This window comes from Paenibacillus wynnii, assembly GCF_000757885.1.
Classification (GTDB): domain Bacteria; phylum Bacillota; class Bacilli; order Paenibacillales; family Paenibacillaceae; genus Paenibacillus_AQ; species Paenibacillus_AQ wynnii.
Genome location: NZ_JQCR01000002.1, coordinates 1,675,936 through 1,699,033 on the forward strand (window position 1 = coordinate 1,675,936; position 23,098 = coordinate 1,699,033).

The 23,098-nt window shown below is 46.7% G+C and carries 21 protein-coding genes; 8 read left to right on the forward strand and 13 right to left on the reverse strand.

Annotation, left to right across the window (positions count from 1 at the left end; translation table 11 throughout):
• Positions 1 to 70: 70 nt before the first annotated feature.
• The 6 genes from PWYN_RS10055 to PWYN_RS10080 all read right to left on the reverse strand — a co-directional run bounded on the left by PWYN_RS10055 (position 71) and on the right by PWYN_RS10080 (position 7,062).
• Complete coding sequence (locus PWYN_RS10055) at positions 71 to 832, reverse strand: SDR family NAD(P)-dependent oxidoreductase (RefSeq protein ID WP_036650969.1); 762 nt, start codon at positions 830 to 832, stop codon at positions 71 to 73.
• Between the two features lie 140 nt (positions 833 to 972).
• Entirely contained in the window at positions 973 to 1,848 is an 876-nt protein-coding gene (gene aguB, locus PWYN_RS10060) for an N-carbamoylputrescine amidase (protein WP_036650972.1), read from the reverse strand.
• 182 nt (positions 1,849 to 2,030) lie between these two features.
• On the reverse strand, positions 2,031 to 3,482 hold the full coding sequence (locus PWYN_RS10065; RefSeq protein ID WP_052087777.1) for an IS1182 family transposase: 1,452 nt from the start codon (positions 3,480 to 3,482) through the stop codon (positions 2,031 to 2,033).
• 274 nt (positions 3,483 to 3,756) lie between these two features.
• Entirely contained in the window at positions 3,757 to 4,785 is a 1,029-nt protein-coding gene (locus tag PWYN_RS10070; protein WP_036650976.1) for an agmatine deiminase family protein, read from the reverse strand.
• A 120-nt stretch (positions 4,786 to 4,905) separates the two neighbouring features.
• A complete protein-coding gene (yfcE, locus tag PWYN_RS10075) occupies positions 4,906 to 5,448 on the reverse strand; it encodes a phosphodiesterase (RefSeq protein WP_036650979.1) in 543 nt (180 codons plus the stop codon).
• A gap of 129 nt (positions 5,449 to 5,577) precedes the next feature.
• The gene (locus tag PWYN_RS10080; protein ID WP_036650984.1) at positions 5,578 to 7,062 is read right to left on the reverse strand and encodes a glutamate synthase subunit beta; all 1,485 of its coding nucleotides are present in this window, start codon (positions 7,060 to 7,062) and stop codon (positions 5,578 to 5,580) included.
• A 608-nt stretch (positions 7,063 to 7,670) separates the two neighbouring features.
• Here PWYN_RS10080 and PWYN_RS10085 point away from each other — a divergent pair.
• Positions 7,671 to 8,204 carry a CDP-alcohol phosphatidyltransferase family protein gene (locus PWYN_RS10085; RefSeq protein WP_036650987.1) on the forward strand — a complete coding sequence of 178 codons (534 nt, stop codon included), beginning with the start codon at positions 7,671 to 7,673 and terminating at the stop codon, positions 8,202 to 8,204.
• Positions 8,205 to 8,289: 85 nt separating this feature from the next.
• Here PWYN_RS10085 and pulA read toward each other — a convergent pair whose 3' ends face one another.
• Complete coding sequence (gene pulA / locus PWYN_RS10090; RefSeq protein WP_036650990.1) at positions 8,290 to 10,248, reverse strand: type I pullulanase; 1,959 nt, start codon at positions 10,246 to 10,248, stop codon at positions 8,290 to 8,292.
• 72 nt (positions 10,249 to 10,320) lie between these two features.
• A complete protein-coding gene (locus PWYN_RS28005; protein WP_052087876.1) occupies positions 10,321 to 10,926 on the reverse strand; it encodes a C39 family peptidase in 606 nt (201 codons plus the stop codon).
• A 222-nt stretch (positions 10,927 to 11,148) separates the two neighbouring features.
• On the opposite strand from PWYN_RS28005, the gene PWYN_RS10100 reads away from it, so the two are divergent.
• The 3 genes from PWYN_RS10100 to PWYN_RS10110 all read left to right on the forward strand — a co-directional run bounded on the left by PWYN_RS10100 (position 11,149) and on the right by PWYN_RS10110 (position 13,775).
• Entirely contained in the window at positions 11,149 to 11,967 is an 819-nt protein-coding gene (locus tag PWYN_RS10100) for a hypothetical protein (protein WP_036650994.1), read from the forward strand.
• 112 nt (positions 11,968 to 12,079) lie between these two features.
• The gene (locus PWYN_RS10105) at positions 12,080 to 13,207 is read left to right on the forward strand and encodes a glycosyltransferase family 4 protein (protein WP_036650997.1); all 1,128 of its coding nucleotides are present in this window, start codon (positions 12,080 to 12,082) and stop codon (positions 13,205 to 13,207) included.
• Between the two features lie 241 nt (positions 13,208 to 13,448).
• Complete coding sequence (locus PWYN_RS10110; RefSeq protein ID WP_036651000.1) at positions 13,449 to 13,775, forward strand: P-II family nitrogen regulator; 327 nt, start codon at positions 13,449 to 13,451, stop codon at positions 13,773 to 13,775.
• A gap of 84 nt (positions 13,776 to 13,859) precedes the next feature.
• Here the strand turns inward: PWYN_RS10110 and PWYN_RS10115 are convergent, their stop codons facing one another.
• Positions 13,860 to 15,101, reverse strand: a complete 1,242-nt coding sequence (locus tag PWYN_RS10115) for a DUF445 domain-containing protein (RefSeq protein ID WP_036651003.1) — start codon at positions 15,099 to 15,101, stop codon at positions 13,860 to 13,862.
• 206 nt (positions 15,102 to 15,307) lie between these two features.
• On the opposite strand from PWYN_RS10115, the gene PWYN_RS10120 reads away from it, so the two are divergent.
• Positions 15,308 to 16,168 (forward strand): Cof-type HAD-IIB family hydrolase, encoded by an 861-nt coding sequence (locus PWYN_RS10120; RefSeq protein ID WP_036651005.1) that lies wholly within the window; start codon positions 15,308 to 15,310, stop codon positions 16,166 to 16,168.
• Here PWYN_RS10120 and PWYN_RS10125 read toward each other — a convergent pair.
• Complete coding sequence (locus PWYN_RS10125) at positions 16,154 to 16,894, reverse strand: YhfC family intramembrane metalloprotease (protein WP_240479710.1); 741 nt, start codon at positions 16,892 to 16,894, stop codon at positions 16,154 to 16,156. The two genes, PWYN_RS10120 and PWYN_RS10125, sit on opposite strands and share 15 nt — an antisense overlap.
• Entirely contained in the window at positions 16,866 to 17,450 is a 585-nt protein-coding gene (locus PWYN_RS10130) for a helix-turn-helix domain-containing protein (RefSeq protein WP_052087877.1), read from the reverse strand. Before PWYN_RS10130 ends, PWYN_RS10125 begins: the two co-directional genes overlap by 29 nt.
• Before the next feature lie 183 nt (positions 17,451 to 17,633).
• On the opposite strand from PWYN_RS10130, the gene PWYN_RS10135 reads away from it, so the two are divergent.
• The gene (locus PWYN_RS10135; RefSeq protein WP_036653657.1) at positions 17,634 to 19,937 is read left to right on the forward strand and encodes a UvrD-helicase domain-containing protein; all 2,304 of its coding nucleotides are present in this window, start codon (positions 17,634 to 17,636) and stop codon (positions 19,935 to 19,937) included.
• A 37-nt stretch (positions 19,938 to 19,974) separates the two neighbouring features.
• On the opposite strand, the gene PWYN_RS10140 is transcribed toward PWYN_RS10135, so the two are convergent.
• A complete protein-coding gene (locus PWYN_RS10140; RefSeq protein WP_036651009.1) occupies positions 19,975 to 20,211 on the reverse strand; it encodes a DUF6953 family protein in 237 nt (78 codons plus the stop codon).
• Between the two features lie 180 nt (positions 20,212 to 20,391).
• Between PWYN_RS10140 and PWYN_RS10145 the strand changes: the two genes are divergently transcribed.
• Together PWYN_RS10145 and PWYN_RS10150 are read left to right on the forward strand one after the other, a co-directional pair.
• Positions 20,392 to 21,216, forward strand: coding sequence for an alpha/beta fold hydrolase (locus tag PWYN_RS10145; protein ID WP_036651011.1), 825 nt, complete (start codon positions 20,392 to 20,394; stop codon positions 21,214 to 21,216).
• A 16-nt stretch (positions 21,217 to 21,232) separates the two neighbouring features.
• Complete coding sequence (locus PWYN_RS10150) at positions 21,233 to 21,748, forward strand: nitrogen regulation protein NR(II) (protein ID WP_052087878.1); 516 nt, start codon at positions 21,233 to 21,235, stop codon at positions 21,746 to 21,748.
• A gap of 197 nt (positions 21,749 to 21,945) precedes the next feature.
• Here the strand turns inward: PWYN_RS10150 and PWYN_RS10155 are convergent, their stop codons facing one another.
• The gene (locus PWYN_RS10155) at positions 21,946 to 23,085 is read right to left on the reverse strand and encodes a CapA family protein (protein WP_084146671.1); all 1,140 of its coding nucleotides are present in this window, start codon (positions 23,083 to 23,085) and stop codon (positions 21,946 to 21,948) included.
• Between the last annotated feature and the right edge of the window lie 13 nt (positions 23,086 to 23,098).

The window sequence follows — 23,098 nt, forward strand, 5'->3', positions numbered from 1 at the left end:
AGCGATGGTGACAATTAACTTTTCCTCATTGTGTCATATAACATTACATCAAATCAGTAATTTATAACATTTATTGAGCTGTCCAGCCTCCATCGACTAGAAGAGTGGTTCCCGTTACCATATTACCGGCAGAGGATGCCAGATAAATAACGGCTCCTGCCACATCCTGAAGTTCAGCTACCCGGTTGGCTGGGATGCGGCTGACCACATTTTGATAATACTCAGGGTTATCCAAACGTTCAGCTGTACCTGGTGTATATGTAAAAGTAGGGGCTACCGCATTCACATTCACTCCCTGACTTGACCATTCCAAAGCTAATACACGGGTTAACTGATTCACTCCCCCTTTGGAGGCGCAGTAAACCGCATGATCTACGATACCGACAACACTGGCCTGGGAACTGATATTCACTATCCGCCCGCTGCCCTGCTTCAACATAATTTTCCCTGCCGCCTGACAGCAAAAAAACAATCCCTTTAGGTTGACGTCCATCATGCTGTCCCAATCTTGTTCCGTTACATCCACGGCCGGATGGTTGGCCCCGAGTCCCGCATTGTTCACCAGAATATCAATTCGACCAAAAGCTTCGCCAATTTCATTCATAACCTTACTTATCTGGGCCGTGTTCGTTACATCCAGCTGCCGGACCTCCGCCTCACCGCCCTCTACTCGAATTTCCTCGGCTACGGCTTCAAGCGCCTGTACACTTCGAGCCGTTAGAATGACTTTTGCACCTGCATGTGCCAATGCTTTGGCAAGACCTTGACCGATCCCCATGCTGGCCCCCGTAATTACTGCTATTTTGCCTGTCAGATCGAAAGATGGATACATAGTAGTTCCTCCTATAGTGAATTTTTGGAATGCTCTGATTATAAAAAAAACGGCCACCGGCAAGAGATCATAATCATCCTTGGCAGTGCCCGTTGTCCTTAAAAACTTTAAAAAACCTTAAAAACTAAAAAAGGTAAACCTTAAAACGTTAAATCCCCATCATATGAGGAGATCAATCGGTAAAGCTCAGGCCGACGATCGCGGAAGATCCCCCACTCAATCCGTCCAACCTCCAAAGCATCCAGGTCAAACTCACTAACCAATATTGTTTCTTCATCCCGTCCAGCTTCCACAACCTTGTTCCCTTGCGGGCCGGCGATAAACGATGAACCGTAGAAATTAATGCTGGATTCCTCATCGGTCTCTTCACCGATCCGGTTGGAGGCAACGACAGGAATCAGGTTGGCGGCTGCATGCCCAAGCATACAGGTCTGCCAATGATCCTTAGAATCAATGGAGCCGTCCTGCGGTTCAGAGCCGATGGCTGTAGGATAGAACAGAATTTCTGCTCCCATCAAGCTCATCACTCTGGCGGCTTCCGGATACCATTGATCCCAACAGATGCCTACGCCGATTTTTGCATAACGGGTGTTCCACACTTTGAAGCCGGTATCTCCCGGGTTAAAATAGAACTTCTCCTCATAACCCGGACCGTCCGGAATATGACTTTTGCGATATTTACCCATAACGGTTCCATCCGCGTCGATAACAGCAAGCGAATTATAGCGTGCATAGTTTTTCTTCTCATAGAAGCTGATCGGCAGAACAACCTCAAGTTCTTTGGCTATCGCTTTGAAATGATTTACTGCTTTGTTAAGCTCAAGCTCGGTTGCGTAGCTATAATAATCCGACTTCTCCTTCTGGCAGAAGTACGGTGTTTCGAAGAGTTCCTGGAGCAAGATAATCTGTGCACCCTGCGCCGCTGCTTCTCTAACCAACTTTTCAGCTTTGCTGATATTCTCATCAATGTTGCCTGAGCAGCTCATTTGAGTGGCAGCTACTTTTACTTTTCTCACGTATCTTACCTCCTTAAGTTAATGGTTCTTGGGTCAATCGGGTAGCGTCAAGTGCGGCAATCAAATCGTCTACCTACATGGGTTTCAATATATATAGTTGCACAACTTACACTTATATTTCTCCCTTAGCACACTTTAGGATGTTTAAGTGCACTTTATCAGACTGTTGAGAAAGCAAACTTTCAAGCTGCAAATATCATGCGGAAACCCAAATGACGGTTAAAGTAGTGAAGGTTACTCTTTTTCATACACAAATGAAAAGCATAGGCCTCCATCTTTGCTAAGTGACGGGCCATTTTCTTCAGATTCTGTGCAATGGCCGTCATCAATGCCTGTTCCTGCATCTTGGCTTTGCCCCGCATTCGGCATCGACGGTACCCGTGGAGATTTTTGGCATCAGCAAAGCTACGCTCAATGGTTTGAGCGCGGTATTTGTAGATTTTCTCGCCTTCGGGACTTTTCCGGTTTTGGTGTACTTTCTCTTTGAAGTCTTCCCATACATGCCGCTGAATCGTACGCTGGTGCTTGGAGTTTTCAGTACATTGAGTGACTTTCGGGCAAGCCGCGCAGTGCCCCTTGGATGATATATACTCGTTGTAGCCTTGTCGGTTCGTCGTTCGGTACGTGAGTGGTTGTCCTAATGGACATACGTATACATCCTTTTTCGCATCATAGGTAAAGTCTTCTTTCGTGAGAAAGCCGGGTTTGCTGGGTGGTTTCCGCTCGGCAATTACAGTCATCCATGGCGTCGTTTGTTTGCAAATATGGGGCACCATGTATCCGGAATCCAAGGCTATGGCTTCGAGGGTGTCTCGAAAACCAAAGGTCTCCAGTTGCCGGGTTAAGCGCTCCATATACACGGTTGAATCATTGACATTGCCTGGCGTCACATACACATCGGTAATCATATTGTATTTGTGGTCAACCGTCCGGTGGTCTAAGTAAAAGAATCCTTCCGGTTTGTTCTTACGATTCATGTAGCCGCTCTCTGGATCAGTCAGGCTCACTTTCAGTTTTTTGGGCTCCTCCTCCCGTTTCCCGCGTGGAGGAGCTAATGGCTTTTTCCCGTGAGCACGGCGGCTTTCATGGACTGCGGTCTCCAACTCTTGCAGATAGGCGTGCGGGGACTCACTCGTCATTTGCTGCGTATAACGATTTTTATTGGCATTCGCCTCGATGTGCGTCGAATCTGTAATTAAGAGCCGCCCCGCAATCATGCGGTGGGAAATGGCAAGCCGCACCACTTCGTCGAAGATTTCCTGGAAGACATCGGTTCCCTGAAATCGTCCATTCCGGTTATAACTAATCGTGGAATGGTCCGGAACTGGTTCACTAAGGCCCAGGCCTAAAAACCACCGGTAGGCAAGGTTAACGTTAATGTCCTGCTCAAGGATGCGTTCGGAACGAATGTTAAACAGGTAGCCAATCAGCATCATTTTGAATAAACGGATGGGTGGAATCGAAGGTCTTCCTTGGGTTGCACTATAATAAGGGCGTACCTTTTCGGTAATGAACGAAAAATCCACATGTTTTTCGACCAAACGAAGGAGGTGATCGGAGGGAACCAACTGGTCTAAACAAACCATCTCCATTTGATATTTTCCGCTATCCCCTTGATCTTTTTCGTTTAACATAAGACACCGCGCTTTCTAGCAAAGTTATCTATATTATACCAAATTAACGCGGTGTCGTGTTGAAATTCGGACTTTCTCAACAGTCTGACTTTATACACTTATTTTTGGGTATTCCGGGGTTTAAACGACTTATACGTGTTTTTAGTTGCACAAAGTACATCTATCCATACATCCGAGCGCCAAAGTCTAGAAATAAGTGTACAAAATACATCTATTTCACTGACTGGGTCAAGAAGAATCTCAGAGTAATATCCAACTAGTCATGCTTAGAACTCTAGTTTCGTGCCGGCATTTGCTGCGTGGTGCAATGAACGTTCCCGCCTTCACGGATGACAGCCATACCGTTGACGGTACGTATTCTGCGATCCGGGAAAACGCCGGCCAGCACTTGCTCCGCCAGCTTGTCCGTCTCCTCGGCAGTGCCGCCAAAGACGGGCAGAATGATGCCCCCGTTCACGAAGTAAAAATTCAAATAACTGAGCGTCAAACGGCTGTCCTCATAATCTACACGCGGAGGCTGTGCAATCTTAATGATCTCCAGCTTACGTCCCCTAGCGTCTACAGCATTCTCCAGAATGCTTAGATTATCCAGCGTAATCGCGTAGTTCTCATCCTCCGGATCCTCACACACTTGAATAATTACCTTGCCGGGAGCAGCGAAGCAGGCAATATTGTCCACATGACCATCCGTCTCATCTCCGCTTAAGCCTTGCTTCAGCCAGATAATCTGTTCTGTGCCGGTGTATTTACGCACGGAGGCTTCAATCTCTTCCCGTCCCAGATGAGGATTGCGGTTAGGATTGAGCAGACACTCCTCTGTTGTAAGAAGTGTTCCTTCTCCATCCGTATGGATCGAACCGCCCTCCATGACAAGCGGTGCATCCAAACGCTCAAGCCCCAAGCTTTCGAGAATCTGTGGAGCTACTTTATCGTCAAGATCCCACGGAGCATATTTGCCTCCCCAGGCATTAAAAGTCCAATTCACTCCGGCCAACACCCCGTCATTGTTCACGACAAAGGTCGGGCCATTGTCCCGCAGCCACGCGTCGCTATGTTCTATAGGCAGCAGCGTAACACTCGGACCGCCAACCAGACGTTCCACGGCTTCCAGATCCGTTGGATTAACCACTACGGTTACGGGTTCAAACTCAGCTATAGCATTGATGATATCCGCGTATCCTTTGCATACGGACTCATGATCTTCCGGGAAACACATGGAGGCTTTGACCGGCCAGGATATAAAAGTACGCTCATGCTTACCCCATTCGGGCGGCATGGTATAGTTCGAATCTTTAGGGTGCATTTAGGTAACTACCTTTACTGTTATATTTGGAGCCCGCTTGCTTCAAAGCTCCATACCCATAATACATGAATATTCCCCTGCGCTCAATTGCCGCTACGCTATAAGATTATGGTTTTTTTGTTATAGAACAATACTTTTAACCTTATTCCCGTCAAAATCCTTCACGCTGAACAACCCGCCCTCAAGAACCGCGTAGCTGTTCGGATTATTTTCTTTGGGCAACGCTATTGAACCGGGATTCAGTACATAGATTCCCTCTTTAACATCCGCCACCGGAAGGTGGGTATGCCCTTGAATGAAAATATCTCCTTCTGAGAGCAGCGGCAAATTCTCGATGCTGAAGCCATGTCCATGTGTAACATAAATTCGTCTGCCTTCGTGCAAAATCATCACATAATCCCCCATCATCGGGAACTCCAGCAGCATTTGATCCACCTCGGCATCGCAATTCCCGCGTACAGCAACAATAGATTTGCTATAAGGGTTCAGTCTGGCCGCAACACCTTGTGGATCATATCCATTCGGCAGCGGATTTCTAGGCCCGTGATACAAAAAGTCTCCCAATATCACAAGGTTATCCGGTTGTTCCTCTTGCACCTTCTCCAAAGCCTTATCCAGCCAGTAAAGTGAGCCGTGGATATCGGAAATAAACATTAATTTCATAACTGCTATCCCCTCTATATGAGTATTTATTTGAATTCCTATATCCCTATTATTAACTTTGCAGTCTGCGAACGCAAAAGTGGACGCCCCGGAAGGCGTCCTGCTTGTAATATGCTTAGTCTCTAGTAATTAAGGAAGATTCGAAGCTCCCATCAAAAAGCGGTCAACTTCACGGGCGGTTTGGCGGCCTTCGTTAATCGCCCATACCACAAGGCTTTGTCCTCGGCGCATATCTCCTGCGGCGAATACACCCTCTACGTTTGTCTTTTGTTCTCCGAACTCTGCCTTGACATTAGAACGTTCATCCCGTTCCAAGCCCAGACCCTCTAACGCTGTTTCTTCCGGTCCTGTGAAGCCCAAGGCCAGCAATACCAGCTGTGTCTTGAAAACTTCTTCACTGCCCGGAACTTCTACCGGTACGATACGACCCTCCTCATTACGGGTCCACTCAATCTTCACGGTGTGGAGCTCCTGAACATGCCCTTCCTCATTACCGACAAAACGCTTCGTCGATACGAGATAACGGCGCGGATCCTGCTCGAACACAGATGCCGCCTCTTCTTGACCGTAGTCTACCTTAAGTACCTTCGGCCATTCCGGCCAAGGATTGCCGGCTTGACGGCTGAGAGGGGACTGCGGCATGATTTCCAGCTGGATCACGCTGTTACAACCGTGGCGGATAGAAGTGGCTACACAGTCTGTCCCCGTATCTCCGCCGCCGATAACCACTACGTCCTTGCCTGCTGCTGACAAGTACTGCCCATCCGTCAACTCCGAATCAAGCAGGCTCTTGGTGTTCAACGTCAGGAACTCCATCGCTTGATGGATACCCGACAGCTCGCGTCCTTCCAATGGAAGATCACGGGCTTGAGTCGATCCTCCGCATAGGATAACTGCATCATTCTCTTCTTTCAGCTGAGAAGTCGAAATATCCTTGCCAATTTCCGTATTCGTAATAAAAGTGATGCCTTCAGCAGCAAGCAAATCTACTCGGCGCTGCACTGTTTTCTTATCCAGCTTCATATTTGGGATACCGTAAGTCAACAAACCGCCGATGCGATCAGCCCGCTCATAGACCGTTACGCTGTGTCCAGCCTTATTAAGCTGTGCAGCGCAAGCAAGGCCAGCAGGTCCGGACCCGACAACGGCAACCTTCTTGCCCGTGCGTGTCAGCGGCGGCTCAGGAACAATCCAGCCTTCCGCAAATCCTCTGTCCACAATAGCTTTCTCAATAGACTTTATTGTTACAGGCTTCCCAACGAGGCCTACCGTACAGGAGCCTTCACATGGAGCCGGACATACCCGACCTGTAAATTCAGGAAAATTATTGGTTTTGTGCAATCTTTTTAAGGCAACCTCCCAGTTGCCGTGATACACGAGGTCATTCCATTCCGGAATTAGATTATTAACAGGACAGCCCGAAGCCATACCTGATAGTACACGTCCTACATGGCAATACGGCGTTCCACAATCCATACATCTTGCACCCTGCTCACGCAGTTTCTCTTCTTCCATCGGCACCGAAAATTCATTCCAATGTTTAATTCGCTCCAATGTAGAACATTCTGCCGGTGTTTGTCGTTGATATTCCATAAATCCAGTTGTTTTACCCATAACAGTCATCCTCCGAGTCTCTCTTATTAGCCGCCGGAAATTAAGGCGGTGCTGTCTTTGCTTTTATTCCCGGCGCTCCAAAGGCTTCACTCTCGGTCACCGATCTAAGTACCGCTGTAAAGCGGCGAAGTAGGAGGCTGCAACTTGGCGACTTCGGCCACTTTTACAACTTCCTGTTAGGCTTGAATAGGGGAATAAGTGCCTTTATATTAACACTTGTACTTCAATTTTGTAATGAATAATATCACGATTTACACAAAACGACACATTCAACCTAACTTTATCACAAGGATTTCCATATATTTGAGTTTATCGGAAAATGATATGCAACCTATAAGTGTAAGTGCTTTTTTAATTAGCTAAATATACAAAATCAATGGTTGACCGTTAGTGAAAAAAGCCGCTACGGGTTCGGAGGTTCTTGCGATCGCTGTTAAAGCCCGATTTCTGGATTGTAGAGTGAATTATAGATTGAAATCGGGCTTTAAAGGCGCGCTCTGTTCGCTCTTATAGTCAATCTCTGATTTTAAAATTGAGTCTATACTTATAGTCTGTATAATTGAATTGGAACACAGTGGATAATTATAAATGTATTGGAGGGGTGATATATGAAGTCCTTAGCAAATTCCATCTCCCTCACTAGAATATTTCTTGCCCTTGCACTGGTGGTGGTAAAACCCTTAGGTATAGCTTTTCTCTCCATCTATCTCATTTGTGGAATGAGCGATGTTCTGGATGGATATATAGCAAGAAAAACAGACACGGCAAGTAAATTAGGTGAGAAGCTTGATTCCATCGCAGATCTGATCCTGGTTGTCATCCTAATAGCTGTGTTATTTCCACTCCTTACTATCACCGTTCAAATCCTTGCTTGGGTCATTATCATCGGAATCATCAGAGCAGTGTCAATGCTAGTGGTGTTTGCAAAATATAAAACGTTTGGAATACTTCATACCTATGGGAATAAAATCACAGGACTTGTGCTGTTTGCTTTCCCGCTATCCCTTGCTTTTGTTCCATCGGAGGTGGTGGTGATGTTCATAATGTGTGCAGTTGCAAGTCTTTCTGCTGTTGAAGAATTACTCATTCATCTATCGTCACATGAATTACAGGCAAATAGAAAAAGCCTTTTCTTGAAATAATAAAGTTAAAAAACCTCTCTCTTTGATTAAATGGAGTGAATTTCAACCATTTTCAAAGGAGAGGTTTCTTGTTGTGATCCGGCTATTACGGCTGAACAGCTAATACGACCATGCCAATGCCTCGGGCTGTTAATTTACCTTTATCCACACTTTGTACGAACTCTGCACCGAAAATAACATTCCACTCTCCAAGCTCCGGCAGATCCAAGCAAACCTCTTGCGGCTCGGCGTTATAAAGAACGTATATATGCTGCGCAGAGTCTCCCCCGGCATGATCACGCAGAGTATACGCAACCGTATGAGCCGGTGCTTTCTCAAAAATAAGTCTGTCCCGGATATCGTCACCTAACCGCAGTCGGAATGCCGGATGAGCCTTGCGCAGTGAGATCAGGTCCTTCATGTAAGCCACAGAATCCCCATGTGCCGCGCATTGCTCCCAATCCATCCAATTAATCTCCTCGGGTGACTTATAGCTGTTCTCGACTCCATTTTTCGTCCGCATAAACTCTTGCCCGGCATGGAGAAATGGAATCCCCTGACTCGTTAACACGATGGCTGAAGCAAGGTGATGCATAGCCCGGCGTTGCTCATCCGTTTCTTTCGGGGAGCATAGGATGATTTTGTCCCATAGGGTATGATTGTCATGACATTCTACGAAGTTCACGCATTGCTGCGGCTCTTGAGCATATTGCCCCTGTCCAAGCTCGTAAAAGATACCGCCGGCGACTCCTGCCCTTATACTTCGTTCAAAGCCTACTCCGCCCCCAATAAATCCCCTTTGGTCATGCAGAAAGATATTCCCTTTAATCGCATTTCGGAAGCCGTCATTAAAATGTCCTACACCCGGCAACAGATTGGCATGGCTTTGGTTGGCTCTTCGTTCCGGAGGTAGCTCCGTTTCCATAATCCAACCCTCGCCGATCGTCAGGATTGAATAATCAATCTCATCAAGGCGTCGGCGCGTTTCGTTGATGGTATCAATATCCATCAGTCCCATCAGATCGAACCGAAAGCCGTCGATATGATACTCCTTGGCCCAATAGATCACCGAATCCGCAATAAACCGCGACATCATTTTACGTTCCGTAGCACAGTCATTCCCGCAGCCTGAGCCGTTGGACAGACGTCCGTCCGGTTTATACCGCAGATAATAGCCGGGAACCAGCTTCGTGAAGTTCACCCGGTATCCGTCGTACACATGGTTATAGACGACATCCATAATGACCCGAATTCCACGATCATGCAGAGCCTGAATTAAGGTCTTCAATTCTCTGATCCGCACTCCCGGAACATAGGGATTCGTAGCATAGGAGCCTTCCGGGGCATTATAGTTTTTGGGATCATATCCCCAGTTGTATTGCGGCTGATCCAGCTTGGTCTCATCTACACTTTCAGTAGCATAATCATAAATCGGAAGCAGCTGCACGTGGGTTACTCCAAGATCCGTAATATAATCCAGCCCGGTTAAAATACCGCCCGGTCCCCTCGTTCCTTGCTCTGCGAGACCCAGATATTTACCTTTATGCTTAATGCCGCTGTTCGGATGGATGGATAAGTCGCGTAAATGCAGCTCATAAATAATCGCATCAGCAGGATCTTCAAGCGGGGGTTTATTCTCGCTCCACCGTTCCGGGTCCGTTGTACGCATATCAATGATTGCGCCTCTATCACCGTTCACGCCGACCGCCCGCGCGTAGGGATCCACAGCTTCGTTCCACTGTGCCCCAATACGAACCCGATATGTATAAAACATGCCCTCGAGATCTCCGTTAACCGCGAGAAACCATGTTCCTCGCGTATTACGGGACATCGGTAACTTTTGCGAGGCCTCACCTTCCCAAGATGGGTATAGAACTACCTCCGCTTCCTGCGATGTGGGTGCCCATAAGCGAAATGCAGAACGTTCTTTAGTGTAGGTTACACCCAAATCCTCTCCGTCATAGCTAAACAAGTCATCAAATTCTTGAGCAAATACAGACACACCACGAGTAGCCACAAAATCCCCATAATAAATCGGTTCGTCTATTTCCTTTTGTACCGCCAAAGAAATCTTCCCCTTTACCCCTTATTAAGGGGAAATTATAATATGATATTCGACCTTGTGCAAACGATTGTATTACACTTTTTCTATATTTAATGCCACCATTGTTAGGATGTCCTTATTTATGCCATAATCTACCCGCCGTTCTCTACTCGGAATAAAACCGGCGGCAGTTTTCACACCGTTATCCAGAATAATTAGAGTTGCTTTTCCGCTATCCGCGGCTTCTTCATAACCAATTCCGATTACCCAATGATAATCATAGACGTAGCTTCCTTTCCAACGAAGGTTGAACCATTTGTCGAATTTTATGGCAACCGGTCTGCCCGCTTCGATCTCATCCTTGTATTGAACAAAATCATTAAAGGTTCGGAGCGAAAGCGTGTGCCTCCGGCCTACCTCTGTATGGAATGCAGCTCCAATGTAGGCCTTTATCCCTTTCTTGAAGCCTTTTACACTCATTCCCCATGGAGCCCCTCCATGATGTCTATATATGTAATTAATATGCTCCGCTTTGGAATGAAAATGACTCGATTTATGAATAAAAGCCTGCCCTTGCCGGGTTCTCCAATATTCCGCCAAGGCTGCCATCGTCGCGGGTCCGCACGCTGAGGAGGGTGAAGCCACCTCCGGCTCCCATTGCGTATAAGGATCAACGTCAAGCTTTTGATATGACTTCATCTAAATCCCCTCCTCCATGCAATGAATTCAGTATACGATAAGACGGATGCGGATAAAAATGTGCCTGCTTGACGAAACAGATCGTCTTGGACTATAGTTTGAAGAAATAGATCGTTCGTGACTTTTTACGTTGGAAGCACCCGTAATAAAGGCTTTTTTAGCCTTTGCTGCGGGTGCTTTTTGTCGTTCTAGGGCTCACGGATGAAATGAGGAGGAAAACATTTGTTGAATCTGAAACGTTTTACCGGATTACTGTTAGTTCTCGTAATCGCTGCTCTATCTCCTGCTGACGCTTTTGCCGCTTCTATAGTTCAATTAACCCCATCTATTAAAGCCTCTTATGACGAAACGGTTGCTGTTGCGGACTCTTCAACCAAATCCAGATTGACTAATCTATACGCGGAGCTGGTTATGCTGCAGACCCAGTACGATAGCCGGGAGGAACGAATAAGAGTCCTTCACTACAAGAACGAGCAGATGTTGATCGTGGTACGTAAGCAAATCAGAGAAATAGATGCAGGCGTAGTGTCCCCTTTGGAAGCCCAAACCAAGAGTACGAAGAAACGTTATCAGCCTCTATTCGATCAGTACAGCTCACTTAGCCGCAGGATCAGTATCGCCAGGAACTTGAAAGACAAAAATCTGAACGCAGTGCTAAACGCTCAAGGGGATGCCATGAGAGTATTGGTACAGCTGGCCCGACAGGATATTCGCGACAAGGAAGCAACATTAAAGGCGGCCAAAGAAACGCGAAGCCTGAAAATTACCGCTGCCCGTAAGACTTTAAGCAGTATCGAAAGCAGCCAAACGGAGATCAAATCCAGAAAAAGTGTAGTCACTGCTCTAAATAAGCGGCTCTCTGCAGATTGGAGCAGCTTCAAATCCGCCATCCGCAAGCATAATCCAATGATAGCTTCACAGTCACTCTCTTCTCTTGTCTCTATGTTTCGCCAAATTGCGGGAAGTAAACAGGCCATAGAAGAGCTTGAGCAGCGAATTTCGGTGGTCATTGAGAGGACAAAGTTGCAGATAGGTTACTAGATCCAACCATTTAGCCGCGGTGACTCCGCTCTTAGGATGTATCTCCGACCTACGACTCTGCATATGGTACAAAAAGACTCATTGTTAAGGGTCGATCAGGGAGGCATGAACCATGCATGTTTGCATCATCGCTCCGGAACAATTCACTGTTCCCGGGAACAACTCGGTAGAAATTTGCATTCTGGCGATTGCCAAGCAGTTAGCCCTGCGTAATCAGGTTACCATTGTAAGCCGGAGAATGCCGGGGTTAACACATAACGAAGAACTAGAGCATGTAAATATTATTAGGCTGCCAGCGGATAGTCCGTCCCGATATCTTAATGCGGTACTGAACTATGTAAGGGAAAAGTCCTTTGATCTTATACAAGTTGATAATCGTCCAAGGCTGATGGCCGCTGTCCAAAAAGCAGCTCCAACTATACCCATAGTTCTATTTCTGCATTCTCTAACCTTTGTACCGAATACGCGGGCTACCCTCAGCTGTCTTAATCATGCTGATCTAATTATTGCCAACAGCCGATCCTTGCAGCGGCGATTGGCCCGCCGCTTCCCAAGCCGGTCTGAGGTTATACGCATTGTTCCGCTAGGAGCAGATTTAGAGCGGTTTGTTCCCCCGTCTCCGGAAGAACGGCGGCACCTTCGCCATGCTTATCGGCTTCCGCAGAAGTTTACTGTGCTATTTGTCGGACGAATAATCCCCCGTAAAGGTGTATCCGTTCTTATTCGTTCCGTATACTTACTCCGCAGACGGTTACCCATTCATCTGCTTGTTGTAGGCAGAGGTAAACCGCTTTATATCAGGCAATTGAAGAGATTGGCCATGCGCCTCGGCGTATCGGTTACTTTCCTGGGAAACGTAGCACATGAGGAGATTCACCTGCTGTATCAAGCAGCAGACTGCTTCGTTTGTCCTTCACAAGGTCATGAAGCCTTTGGTCTGGTCAATGTGGAGGCCATGGCTTCCGGTCTGCCTGTTATTGCCTCCAATAATGGCGGTATCCGTGAAATTGTCTTATCCGGTGTAAATGGATACCTAGTGAATCGATATCGGGAGTCGTTGTCCTTCTCCAGATATTTGCTGAGGGTAGGCCGTAACCCGAAACTGGCGGAAAGCATGGGCATTCAGGGCCGAAAGGATGCACTGAATGCATTTGATTGGAAACATACCGCCGCACGTTTGGAGGAGTTGTACGGAACTTTAACGCTGAATACGCAGGATCAACAGGAAAAGGTACCTTAACTTAATAAACGCCGCTTTTCACAGGGTTCCTCCACTTATCCATTATGATTCGCTCTGTTTATCCCGTTAATGCGACATAGTGTAAAAAGGAATTTGTGAGGTTAATCGTTTGAATCCTACTTCAAAAAACTTACACTTATATTGGAAGCGTTGCCACAATAACGAATATTTTCTTTTATCCTGCTACCATGAATTGGGCAATATCCTTACACATTATTCGTCGTAGAAAGGGTTGATTGTGATGTTAATGGTTAAGGCAATTGTACGACCGGAGAAAGCAGATGAGGTTATGGCTGAGCTTATGCTTGCCGGCTTTCCCTCCATCAGCAAGATGGATCTTTTAGGACGCGGCAAACAAAAAGGCATACAGGTGGGTACAAATCATTATAATCAAATATCCAAGAAACTCTTAATGATTGTTATTAATGATGACGAGAAAGAGGATGTACTCAGTATAATCATGAGAACCGCAAGAACCGGGGAGAAGGGCTCCTTCGGAGACGGCAAAATATTCGTTCTGCCCGTGCAGGAAACCTATACCATAAGCAACGGCAAAAACCAGCTGTAAGCATATATCAAAAAAAGCAGTGAGACCAAAACCGCGAGTAGGACATTCATCCTCCGGTGTAAGTCTTCACTGCTTTTATATTATTTACAGCATTTGTATTACGGTTAGAATTAGACCGACGACAAATCCGCACAGCGCACCGTTTACTCGGATCCACTGCAGATCCTTGCCGACCTTATCCTCAAGCATATTGACCAAGCTGGCGTCGTCCAGCATTTCCAGATTCTCTTTGACCAGTCCCCCGAGCCGATAATGGTTGTTACCCACAAAGGCAATCAGTGAAGCCCGTATCCGCTCTTCCCAGCCCTGAATCCACTGCTGCTCCTTACTAATGCGGCGTACAAGCATGGCATAGAGTGCAAATAGCTTACGTCCACCCTTCGCCTGATCCTCTTTCAGCATCTCTACCGCTTTGCTGCGGATCTCTTCCAAGCGGGCACCCATGAATTCAGAAGATGCCTCGCTTTGAAGTTCTTGCACGGCCCAGTCCTTCAAGGATGCCACTCGTTTCTCATCATTCACAACCTGGAATAACGCCACTCGAATCTCCTGGATAACCCCCTCGCGGTACGGACTGTCCTCCTCCTGAAAATCTCGGATTCCGGAGACCAGCATCCCTTGCAACATCTCGCCCAGCATATCCTCATCCATAAATCCGACAAAGGCCTGAAATGCCATACCCTTTAATCCACCCAGCTTAACTTCGGACAGTTTTTGACTCGCAATTTTGCCCAGCATCGCCCGAGTTTCTGCACGACCGCTCCATACAGATACCTGCTCCAACGCGTAGTCAAGAGCAGCAACATCCTTACCATCGTTCATAAGCCTTGTTGCCACGCTATCTACCGCTGTACTCAGATCCGCTTCCTGAATATAGCCTACAAGTGCAGATTTCAAATGGGGTACTGCTTTTTGCAACGGAAGATGGAGTACAATTCCACTAATTTGCTCTAAGATTTCAGCTCGCGCTTTTTTTCTACGGAGAGACTTGGTTAGTAAGCCAGCTCCCATCGAAACAATATTAATTTTACGCAGCTTGTTCTCTATGCTCTCTTTGTTCAGCAGCTCATTCTCCATCGCTGAGATCAACGATTGAACAAGCTTATCGCGATTCTTCAGCAGCAGGGATGTATGCGGAATGGGCAATCCCAACGGATGACGAAACAGTGCAGTTACAGCAAACCAGTCAGCTATACCGCCTACAAGCCCTGCCTCAAAACCGCCCCGAAGCAGAATCACCGCTAAATTTTCCGGTAAAAACAGAGTGAAAAGAAATCCGCAAGCCATAACGGCAAGCGATATTGTAGCCAAATTCTTGGATCTCATAATTAAAAAACCCCCTACGTATAACAGACTCCGCTTGTATGCCCAGACCAAAAACCGCCAATACGGTGTTGGCGCTAGGATAGTAACACATACTATTGTACCATGAACGATCTCTATTCTAAAAATCTGCAAATTAATGATAAGATACAGAAACAATTTCGTTTTTCTTTCAAAGGGACAATACACTTGAGTGGGAGGAATACACCATGCTGATCGCACTGGATATGGATGGAACTTTATTAAATGAGGATGGCGTTATCAGTCTGGGGAATCGCGAGGCTATTGTTCACGCCCAGAGCTTAGGACATATCGTAGCTATCGCTTCAGGTAGGTCTTATATGGATGCCGAAAGGCAATTGCGTCTGGCTGATCTGCAATGTCCGGTGGTTAGTCTGAACGGAGCAGCGGCGGCACTGCCGGGCGGGATGATTGTAGCAAGCCGACCGCTCGACAAGGAGGACCTCATTCCTGTTCTCCGTTGGATGAATGAAATACCCGAGTTATATTACGAAATCTATACGGAAGATAATGTGTACGTGGAGCTGAATAAAAGGGTACGGCTAGAGAAGCTCGCATCCATGGAGGCGGGGGAAGTACCGGAGAATGTGCGGTGGATAGTCAAGCTGTTGGTGGAGAAGCAATTTCAGCAGGCTGCGGTCACCTATGTAGAACATATGGATGAAATCTGGAGTAAACAAGAGAATGTGATATATAAGGCCTTAGCCTTCTCTCTTAATCCTGACCTGCTGAAAGAGGCTTCTACCCGATTCGCTTCCATTCCCGGTCTCATTATAACGTCATCGCATGAGGATAACCTTGAAATCAACCATCACGAGGCTACAAAAGGTCATGGGGTAACTCTGCTGGCCTCACACTTTGGAATAGCGATGGAGGATGTGGCCGTAATGGGTGATAGCTACAATGATTTGCCAATGTTCAAAGTAGCCGGTCACCGGATCGCCATGGCTAACGCCGCTCCCATCCTCAAAGAAATGAGTGATTACATTACCTTCAGTAATAATGAGGATGGGGTGGCGGAAGGAATCAGGTATTTATTGAAAAAGTAATATCCCAACCGTCAGTGTAACTAGTCCCAGCGCCGCAACTAACATATTTGTTCCGAATATAGAGGCCTTGGCGATGCGGACAGCAACGAGGTTGAGCCCGCTGTGCAGTGGTATCAGCAGTAGGACAGACCATGGACTATGCGCTATGATCAGTGTTGCTCCGATATGAAATGCTGAAGCCCAAATACGCTCCAATATTCCCCACAACGGGCTAGCCTGAATATTTCCCTGAGCCTGAAGCATTTCCTTTGCTTGCATGGCTTTTTCATCTGTCCGTTTAATGAGGACTGTGATCATAATGACGTTAATAATGACAAATAATACTTCAATTGCCGCCCAGCCTTGACCCACCGATTGAGCCCAGGTGAAAGATACGGAGGTAAGAAGCAGCAGACTCAGACGAACCCCTTCCTCCAGAACACCGGAGCTGCTTACGATCACATTCTTGGCCTTCTCGGGCGGCCACTTTTGGACCAGCAAGCTAAGCGGTCCGCGCAGAAACAGGGCAACGGTCCAACCAAGCGCCCCAAGGGCGAAGCCCTTCCAATTCAGCTCATATCCTATGGATTTAAATAAAGCCCAATACAGGATGGGTACTAAGAGATAAAGCGGCAGGAATTTGAGCGCCTTCTGGGACACACCTGCGAATGGATCTGTGGTTTCCCGAACCTCGTGGACTAACTGTACTTCTGATTGTTCATTTACTGTCATCAGTACTCGCCTCATCTTTCATATTTTCCCCTTTATCCTCCTGTACTTCGGGAATTACGATGGTCGATATCATACGTCTGCGACGCGTTCCTCCGGCTTCATTGCTTGCATATTTCTGCATAGACTGGCGGAGCTCGGTGAGGAGTGCAGCATATTCTTCATCATTTAGATGTAGATGTAGCTGCCTCAAGGAAATACCGTCCTGACGCATGTCATAATGCTCCTGACGAACATATTGACTGAAATCACCAATAAGCGAAGAGATAAACTTCAGAAATAAGGTCATGTGTTCACCCGAGGAGTTCTCCGTAACATCAAGCGGCGTTAAATCCTCACCACCCTGAGCCAGGTAGTATACCTTTTCGAGTGTTCCACGTACTTTATTCTCCTCGGCCACTTGCAGGATTCCGGCCTTCAGCAACTTGTTCAGATGACGGTACATTGTCGCCTGAGGAATATCCTCCAGCTCTCTCACCAGCTGCTGTGTAGTCCGTTGTCCGCCTAGCGCAAGGGATTGAATGATGCGCATCCGAATCGGATGCAGAATCAGATCGGCTTTTGACTCCGGCATACTTTTCCCCCTTCATTATTATCATTATCGATAATGATAATGTAAATGAAATTAAAAAGCAATATTTTATATAATAAATGGAATCATTCTTTTACACTTTTTACTTGTGCAGCAACGGCTCTCGAATGGTATATTGTAGATTGGCTCAAACCGCAATTAATGAAACAAACGAAGGTGATTTCAGTGAACAAACTTTTATTTCATAATATTCCTCTGGGTGCTACCGGTGAGCGGGTCCCGGAGGCAGCCATAGCATCTGCGCGGACCAGCAAGGAACTGGTGAAGGTGGGGGACCCTGACTCGGCTTATTTCCGGAGGCTGGAGAACGGCGGAATTCTTCTTAATCAGCCCCAAATTGCAGCCGTCAGGCATCATACGGGGCCGCTGCTTACTCTGGCAGGTGCAGGCTCCGGCAAAACCTCGGTTCTGATCTGCAGAACCGGTTATTTGCTGTCTGTGCGCGGCATATCGCCGAGCCAGCTGCTCCTGCTGACCTTTTCTAATAAGGCCGCCGCGGAAATGCGCGAACGAATTGCTCTTCTACCCGGAGTGAGCGAACGTGATGCTACCACCCTGCAAGCCCGGACATTCCATTCCTTTTTCTTATATTTCTTACGCAGACAAGGCTTGCAGCAGGATATATTCAGCGAAACGCGCCGTCAGCATATTTTATTGAAGCAGATCATGCGCGAGCTTGGTCTTCCTAAAGATGCTTATCCACCGGAAACGCTGCTTACCCTGCTCTCCTCTCATAAGATGAACATGGGCACCCTTGAAGATTTACCGGAACTAACCACCGCAGAGAAGGAAATGAAAGAAATTCTGAAGATCTATGAGCAATGGAAGCTTGAGAATTTCAAAATCGATTTCGACGATGTTCTGTTAATCGCTTACCGGATGCTGAAGGAGCGGCCGGTGCTTCTACAGGAGCTGCAAATGAGGTACCAGTATGTAATGGTCGATGAGTTCCAGGACACGAACGCCCTGCAATATGAGTTGGTCAAAATGATCGCGCATCCGCAGCATAACTTAATGGTGGTTGGCGACGATGATCAGACGATTTATTCCTTCAACGGGGCGCGCAGCGAGTTCATTTTGGAATTCGAAAAGCTATACCCAGGGGCAAAGGTGATTACGCTCGATATCAATTACCGTTCGGGTCCTGCAATCGTCGGGTTGGGCAACGGCATTATCCGTCACAATACACGGCGGCGCTCCAAAACGCTGCAAGCAGCGAAGAGCAACGGCAGCCAGCCCCGCTATATGCGTCCGCAGACAGCAGACGAGGAAGCCGCGCAAATGGTGGAGCATATTGTCCTTGAAGTGGAAAGCGGGAAGCGGGAATACAAGGACTTTGCCATGCTATATCGGGCGACCAGCAGTAATCGGGCCCTTCTGGAGCTGCTGCTCCTGCGTGACATCCCTTATATTGACTATGGAGAAGGTCAACTACTCTATGAGCATTGGCTAATCTCCCCTGTGTTGGATCATTTGCGGCTGTCGGTGAATCGGCGGAATTTCGCAGCGATTGAGAACATTCTACCTACCCTGTATATGAACCGCGAAAAGGGAATGAACCATATCCGTAATATGGAGGCCATCCAGCCAAAGCAAGGACCGCTAATTCACCTGATGTCGATGCCCGGCATGGAAGATTTCAAAGGCGTTAAGCTAAGAGAGCGGCTAGATCTGATCCGTTCTATGCGGGAGCTGACACCTATACAAGCTATCCGCCAAATACGCTCACAATTTTACGATTATTTTATTGAGGCTAACGAACGAAGTCAGGCTACCCTGCACAGGGAGACTCTGAAGGAAATGCTGGACGAGCTGGAAACTTCAGCGGAGCGGTTTGACAGCATTCCGGCCTTCCTTGATTTTATTGAGAATATCACGGAGCGTAATGAGCATCACCGTCAGCCGGGCACCAAAGAGCAAGGCAACCGGATTGCTCTGATGACGATTCATAAATCGAAGGGACTGGAGTTCCCTGTCGTGTTCCTTATCGGAGCCTCCGAAGGAATTCTGCCACACAGCTCTGCGCTTGAAGGGGATCGATTGAAGGATCGGAAGATCGCCGTTCCCGGCAGCGGAGCGTCAAGTTTGGCAGCGCTCGAGGAGGAACGCAGATTGGCATATGTAGCCGTCACGAGAGCTAAGGAAGAGCTGTTCATCAGTTCCCCGGCCCAGCATCGGGGCAAAAAAGCAGACGTCTCCCGCTTTATGCTATCGGCCTTCCGGTCGGCGGTGTCTTCTCACACAGCTCCGGCATCTAGAAGCGTTACCGTTACAACAAAATCACTGCCGACCAGCAGATCAACTGCAGCGGTAAGAACCCACGCGGTACCGGTATGGAAGTGCACGGGGACAAGCTGTCCCGGTTGGACTCGTGTAAAAGCCGGCGGTAGCGAGGATCAAGTATCGACCAAGCCATGTCCGCTCTGCAGCTCTCCTATGAAAAAGGACAGCCGGGTTGTTCCGGTATAATCTACAATAAAAAAAACGACCCTTAGCGGTCGTTTTTTTAGGTCCAGGCCCAGAGAAACCCATCCCGGTCCCATGCGATTTTGCCTCCATGCAGCTTACGGAAAGCCTTCTTAACGTCCTTGGACAATGAAGCGTTGCCGTTCTCATTCACAAACACGAACTGTTCTCCAAAATTCGCCTTCACATATTCTATAGCAGCGGTTTGATATAAATTTCCAGTAAAGCGGATCTCCTTAACCATCCACTCGGCTACTTCTTGAGCTGTTACTTCCATAGGATGCCGTTCCCTCCAATATTTCGTTCTATGATGCCCCCTCATTATAACACTTTACATTAGGGTTTGATGTCTCCTTCATCTTGCTATAAAAATAATATAAAATAGATATAATATGTGTATTGAAAAATTCAATATAACCAATTTAAATATTGTTTTCACAGAAAAGAGGATTGTTTAGTGAATCAAACCATACTTCAGCGTAATAACGTAAATATTTCAGGTAAAGGAAATCAATATATGATCTTCGCTCCGGGCTTCGGCTGCAACCAGTCCATGTGGCGTATGATAGCTTCTGAATTCGAGAAGGATTACCGCGTTGTTCTTTTCGATTATGTGGGTACAGGTAACTCGGACCTTCAGGCATATAACAAAGAACGCTACAGCGACTTGTCAGGCTACGTTCAAGATGTTCTGGATATATGTGAAGCCATTGATGCTCACAACGCGATTTTCGTTGGCCATTCGGTAGGCTCTATGATTGGTATCCTCGCTTCGATCCGCGAACCCAAACGATTTGAACGCCTGGTATTAATAGGTCCGTCCCCTTGCTACGAAAATAAACTTCCTGATTACTACGGAGGTTTTTCTAAAGAGGATCTAACCGGACTAATAGACTTGATGGAGAAAAACTTTGCAGGCTGGGCCAATTATCTTGCTTCCGCTGTAATGCAAAACCCGGATCGTCCATTACTGGCTGCGGAGCTTGAGATAAGTTTTTGTTCGATACAACCGGACATTGCCCGCCTGTTTGCGGTAGCTACTTTTTTTGCTGATAACCGGAAGGACTTGCCTCTCGTGCCTGTCCCGGCGCTTATTCTACAGAGTAATGAGGATGTCATAGCACCCGTTAAAGTTGGCGAATATGTACATCAATCCATGCCGCAGAGCACCTACAAGTTAATGAAAGCAACCGGACATTGCCCCCATATGAGTCATCCGGAGGAAACCATACAATTGATACATGAATTTTTGGGTATATTAATAGTAAAAGACAAATCATAAAAAACTAGGTGAGTTGATGAATGATACGCTCAACCGCATTCCTTGCGGTTATTTGTCATTGATGGATGACAATAAAATTTCGGCTGTAAACCAAACGCTGCTCGATCTGCTGGGTTATGATTACGTCGCATTACGAGGATTGTCTATTGATTCTATATTATCGAATTCCAGCCGTATATTCTTTCGGATCTACTTTACCCCTTTAATCCTGCTCAACACTAAGGTCAATGAAATGTTCCTGACTTTAATGTCGAGTTCAGGTGAAGAAATTCCTGTACTGCTAAACGCAGTACGAAGAGAAATAGATGGAAGTGTACACCATGAGTGTGTTGTGTTTCCGATACACCGGCAAATGGAGTATGAACAACAAATTAACCGGTCCGAAACCGCTGCGAATAAAGCCAGAGGTCAGCTGCAACTGCTCCAGTCCGCACTACAAGATAAACAGCGTTCTCTTTCGATCCTTAAAGCGCAGATTGAGATCTATTCCAACCAAATGGAAGAAATGAAGGTTAAACTAGATAAAGGCTAAATTCGGCATGTAATACATGTACATGCCGGACAAAGGAGGCTCTCCGCCCTGACTATCAGGGCGGAGAGCCTTGGGGCAAAATTGTTGTACGGAGTACAACAATCAGGGCTCGGGCGCGGCCCCGGCCTCCTTATTTAAATAAACAGGCGCAAAAAAACCGCCTGTAAATCCAGGCAGTTCAAATTATGCAACTATAACTAGCTTACGGTTACGTTCGAAGAGTATTTGTTTATTTTATGAATGACGCGTTGGCGGTCTTTCCCTTGAAGTGGAGTTGGTTGATAATCGTTTCTATCCTTCACTGAAGATATGCTGCAAGGAATAACAGTCAAGGTAGCTGCAAATGGCAAATCACCCTTTTTAGAAAACTTAACTTGCAGTATAAAAGTATCTTTATCCGTTGGATTTCGGTTGCCGCCGAATACAAAGTTTGCCAGGCTATAAGCAATATATTTCCCTTTATATAACTCTATTCCTTGGATCACATGCGGATGATGTCCCAAAACCAAGTCCACTCCGTTATCAATCGCGTAATGTGCGAGGCCCTTTTGAATGTCATTCGGATAGTTATCCCGTTCGATCCCCCAATGGAAGGAAGCCACAATGATTGTCGCTCCTTGATCCCTAAGCTTTTTAACAGATAAACGGATGTTCTCCTTAGCTGTACCGTCAAAGGACCAACCCGTATAACCAAACATACCCACCTTGATGCCATTTACCTCTTTAATCGCCAGATGGTTATAACCAAAGAACGGAATATTGTATTTCTTAAGCGTATCCATTGTGTCCTTGTAGCCAACATCGAGGTAATCCATCGTGTGATTATTAGCTAAGTTCACTGCATCTACACTACCCTCATCTAAAATGTTGGCGTAAGCAGGTAAACCGTGGAATTTATACATTTTTGACGCTCTTTTTTCGGCTGTAGTAAAGGTCGTCTCTAAATTACCTATGGTGATGTCATCCTGCGATAAGATACCGTGAACATTCTTGAAAAAATAACTGTAATCCGTCTTCACCGACTTTAGTACCGTATCGAAACGCCCGGCTGTACGAAAATCATCATCGTAACCCAAGGTGTTATCTCCAATAGCCGAAATCAGAACGGTTTTTGTGATGTCCGCTGGGCTAGGTGTTGGTGTTGGTGTTGGTGTTGGTGTTGGTGTTGGTGTTGGTGTTGGTGTTGGTGTTGGTGAAGATGTCGGCGGTGGCTTAGTCATCTCTGTAGAGTTAGCTGTCGGTACTAAAGTTGAAAAGCTTGTATCTGCAAGCACGTAAGCAGACGTTGTCACCAATGATATCAATACTAATAATAAAATAATTGCCTTAGATGACAATGAAACCACCCCA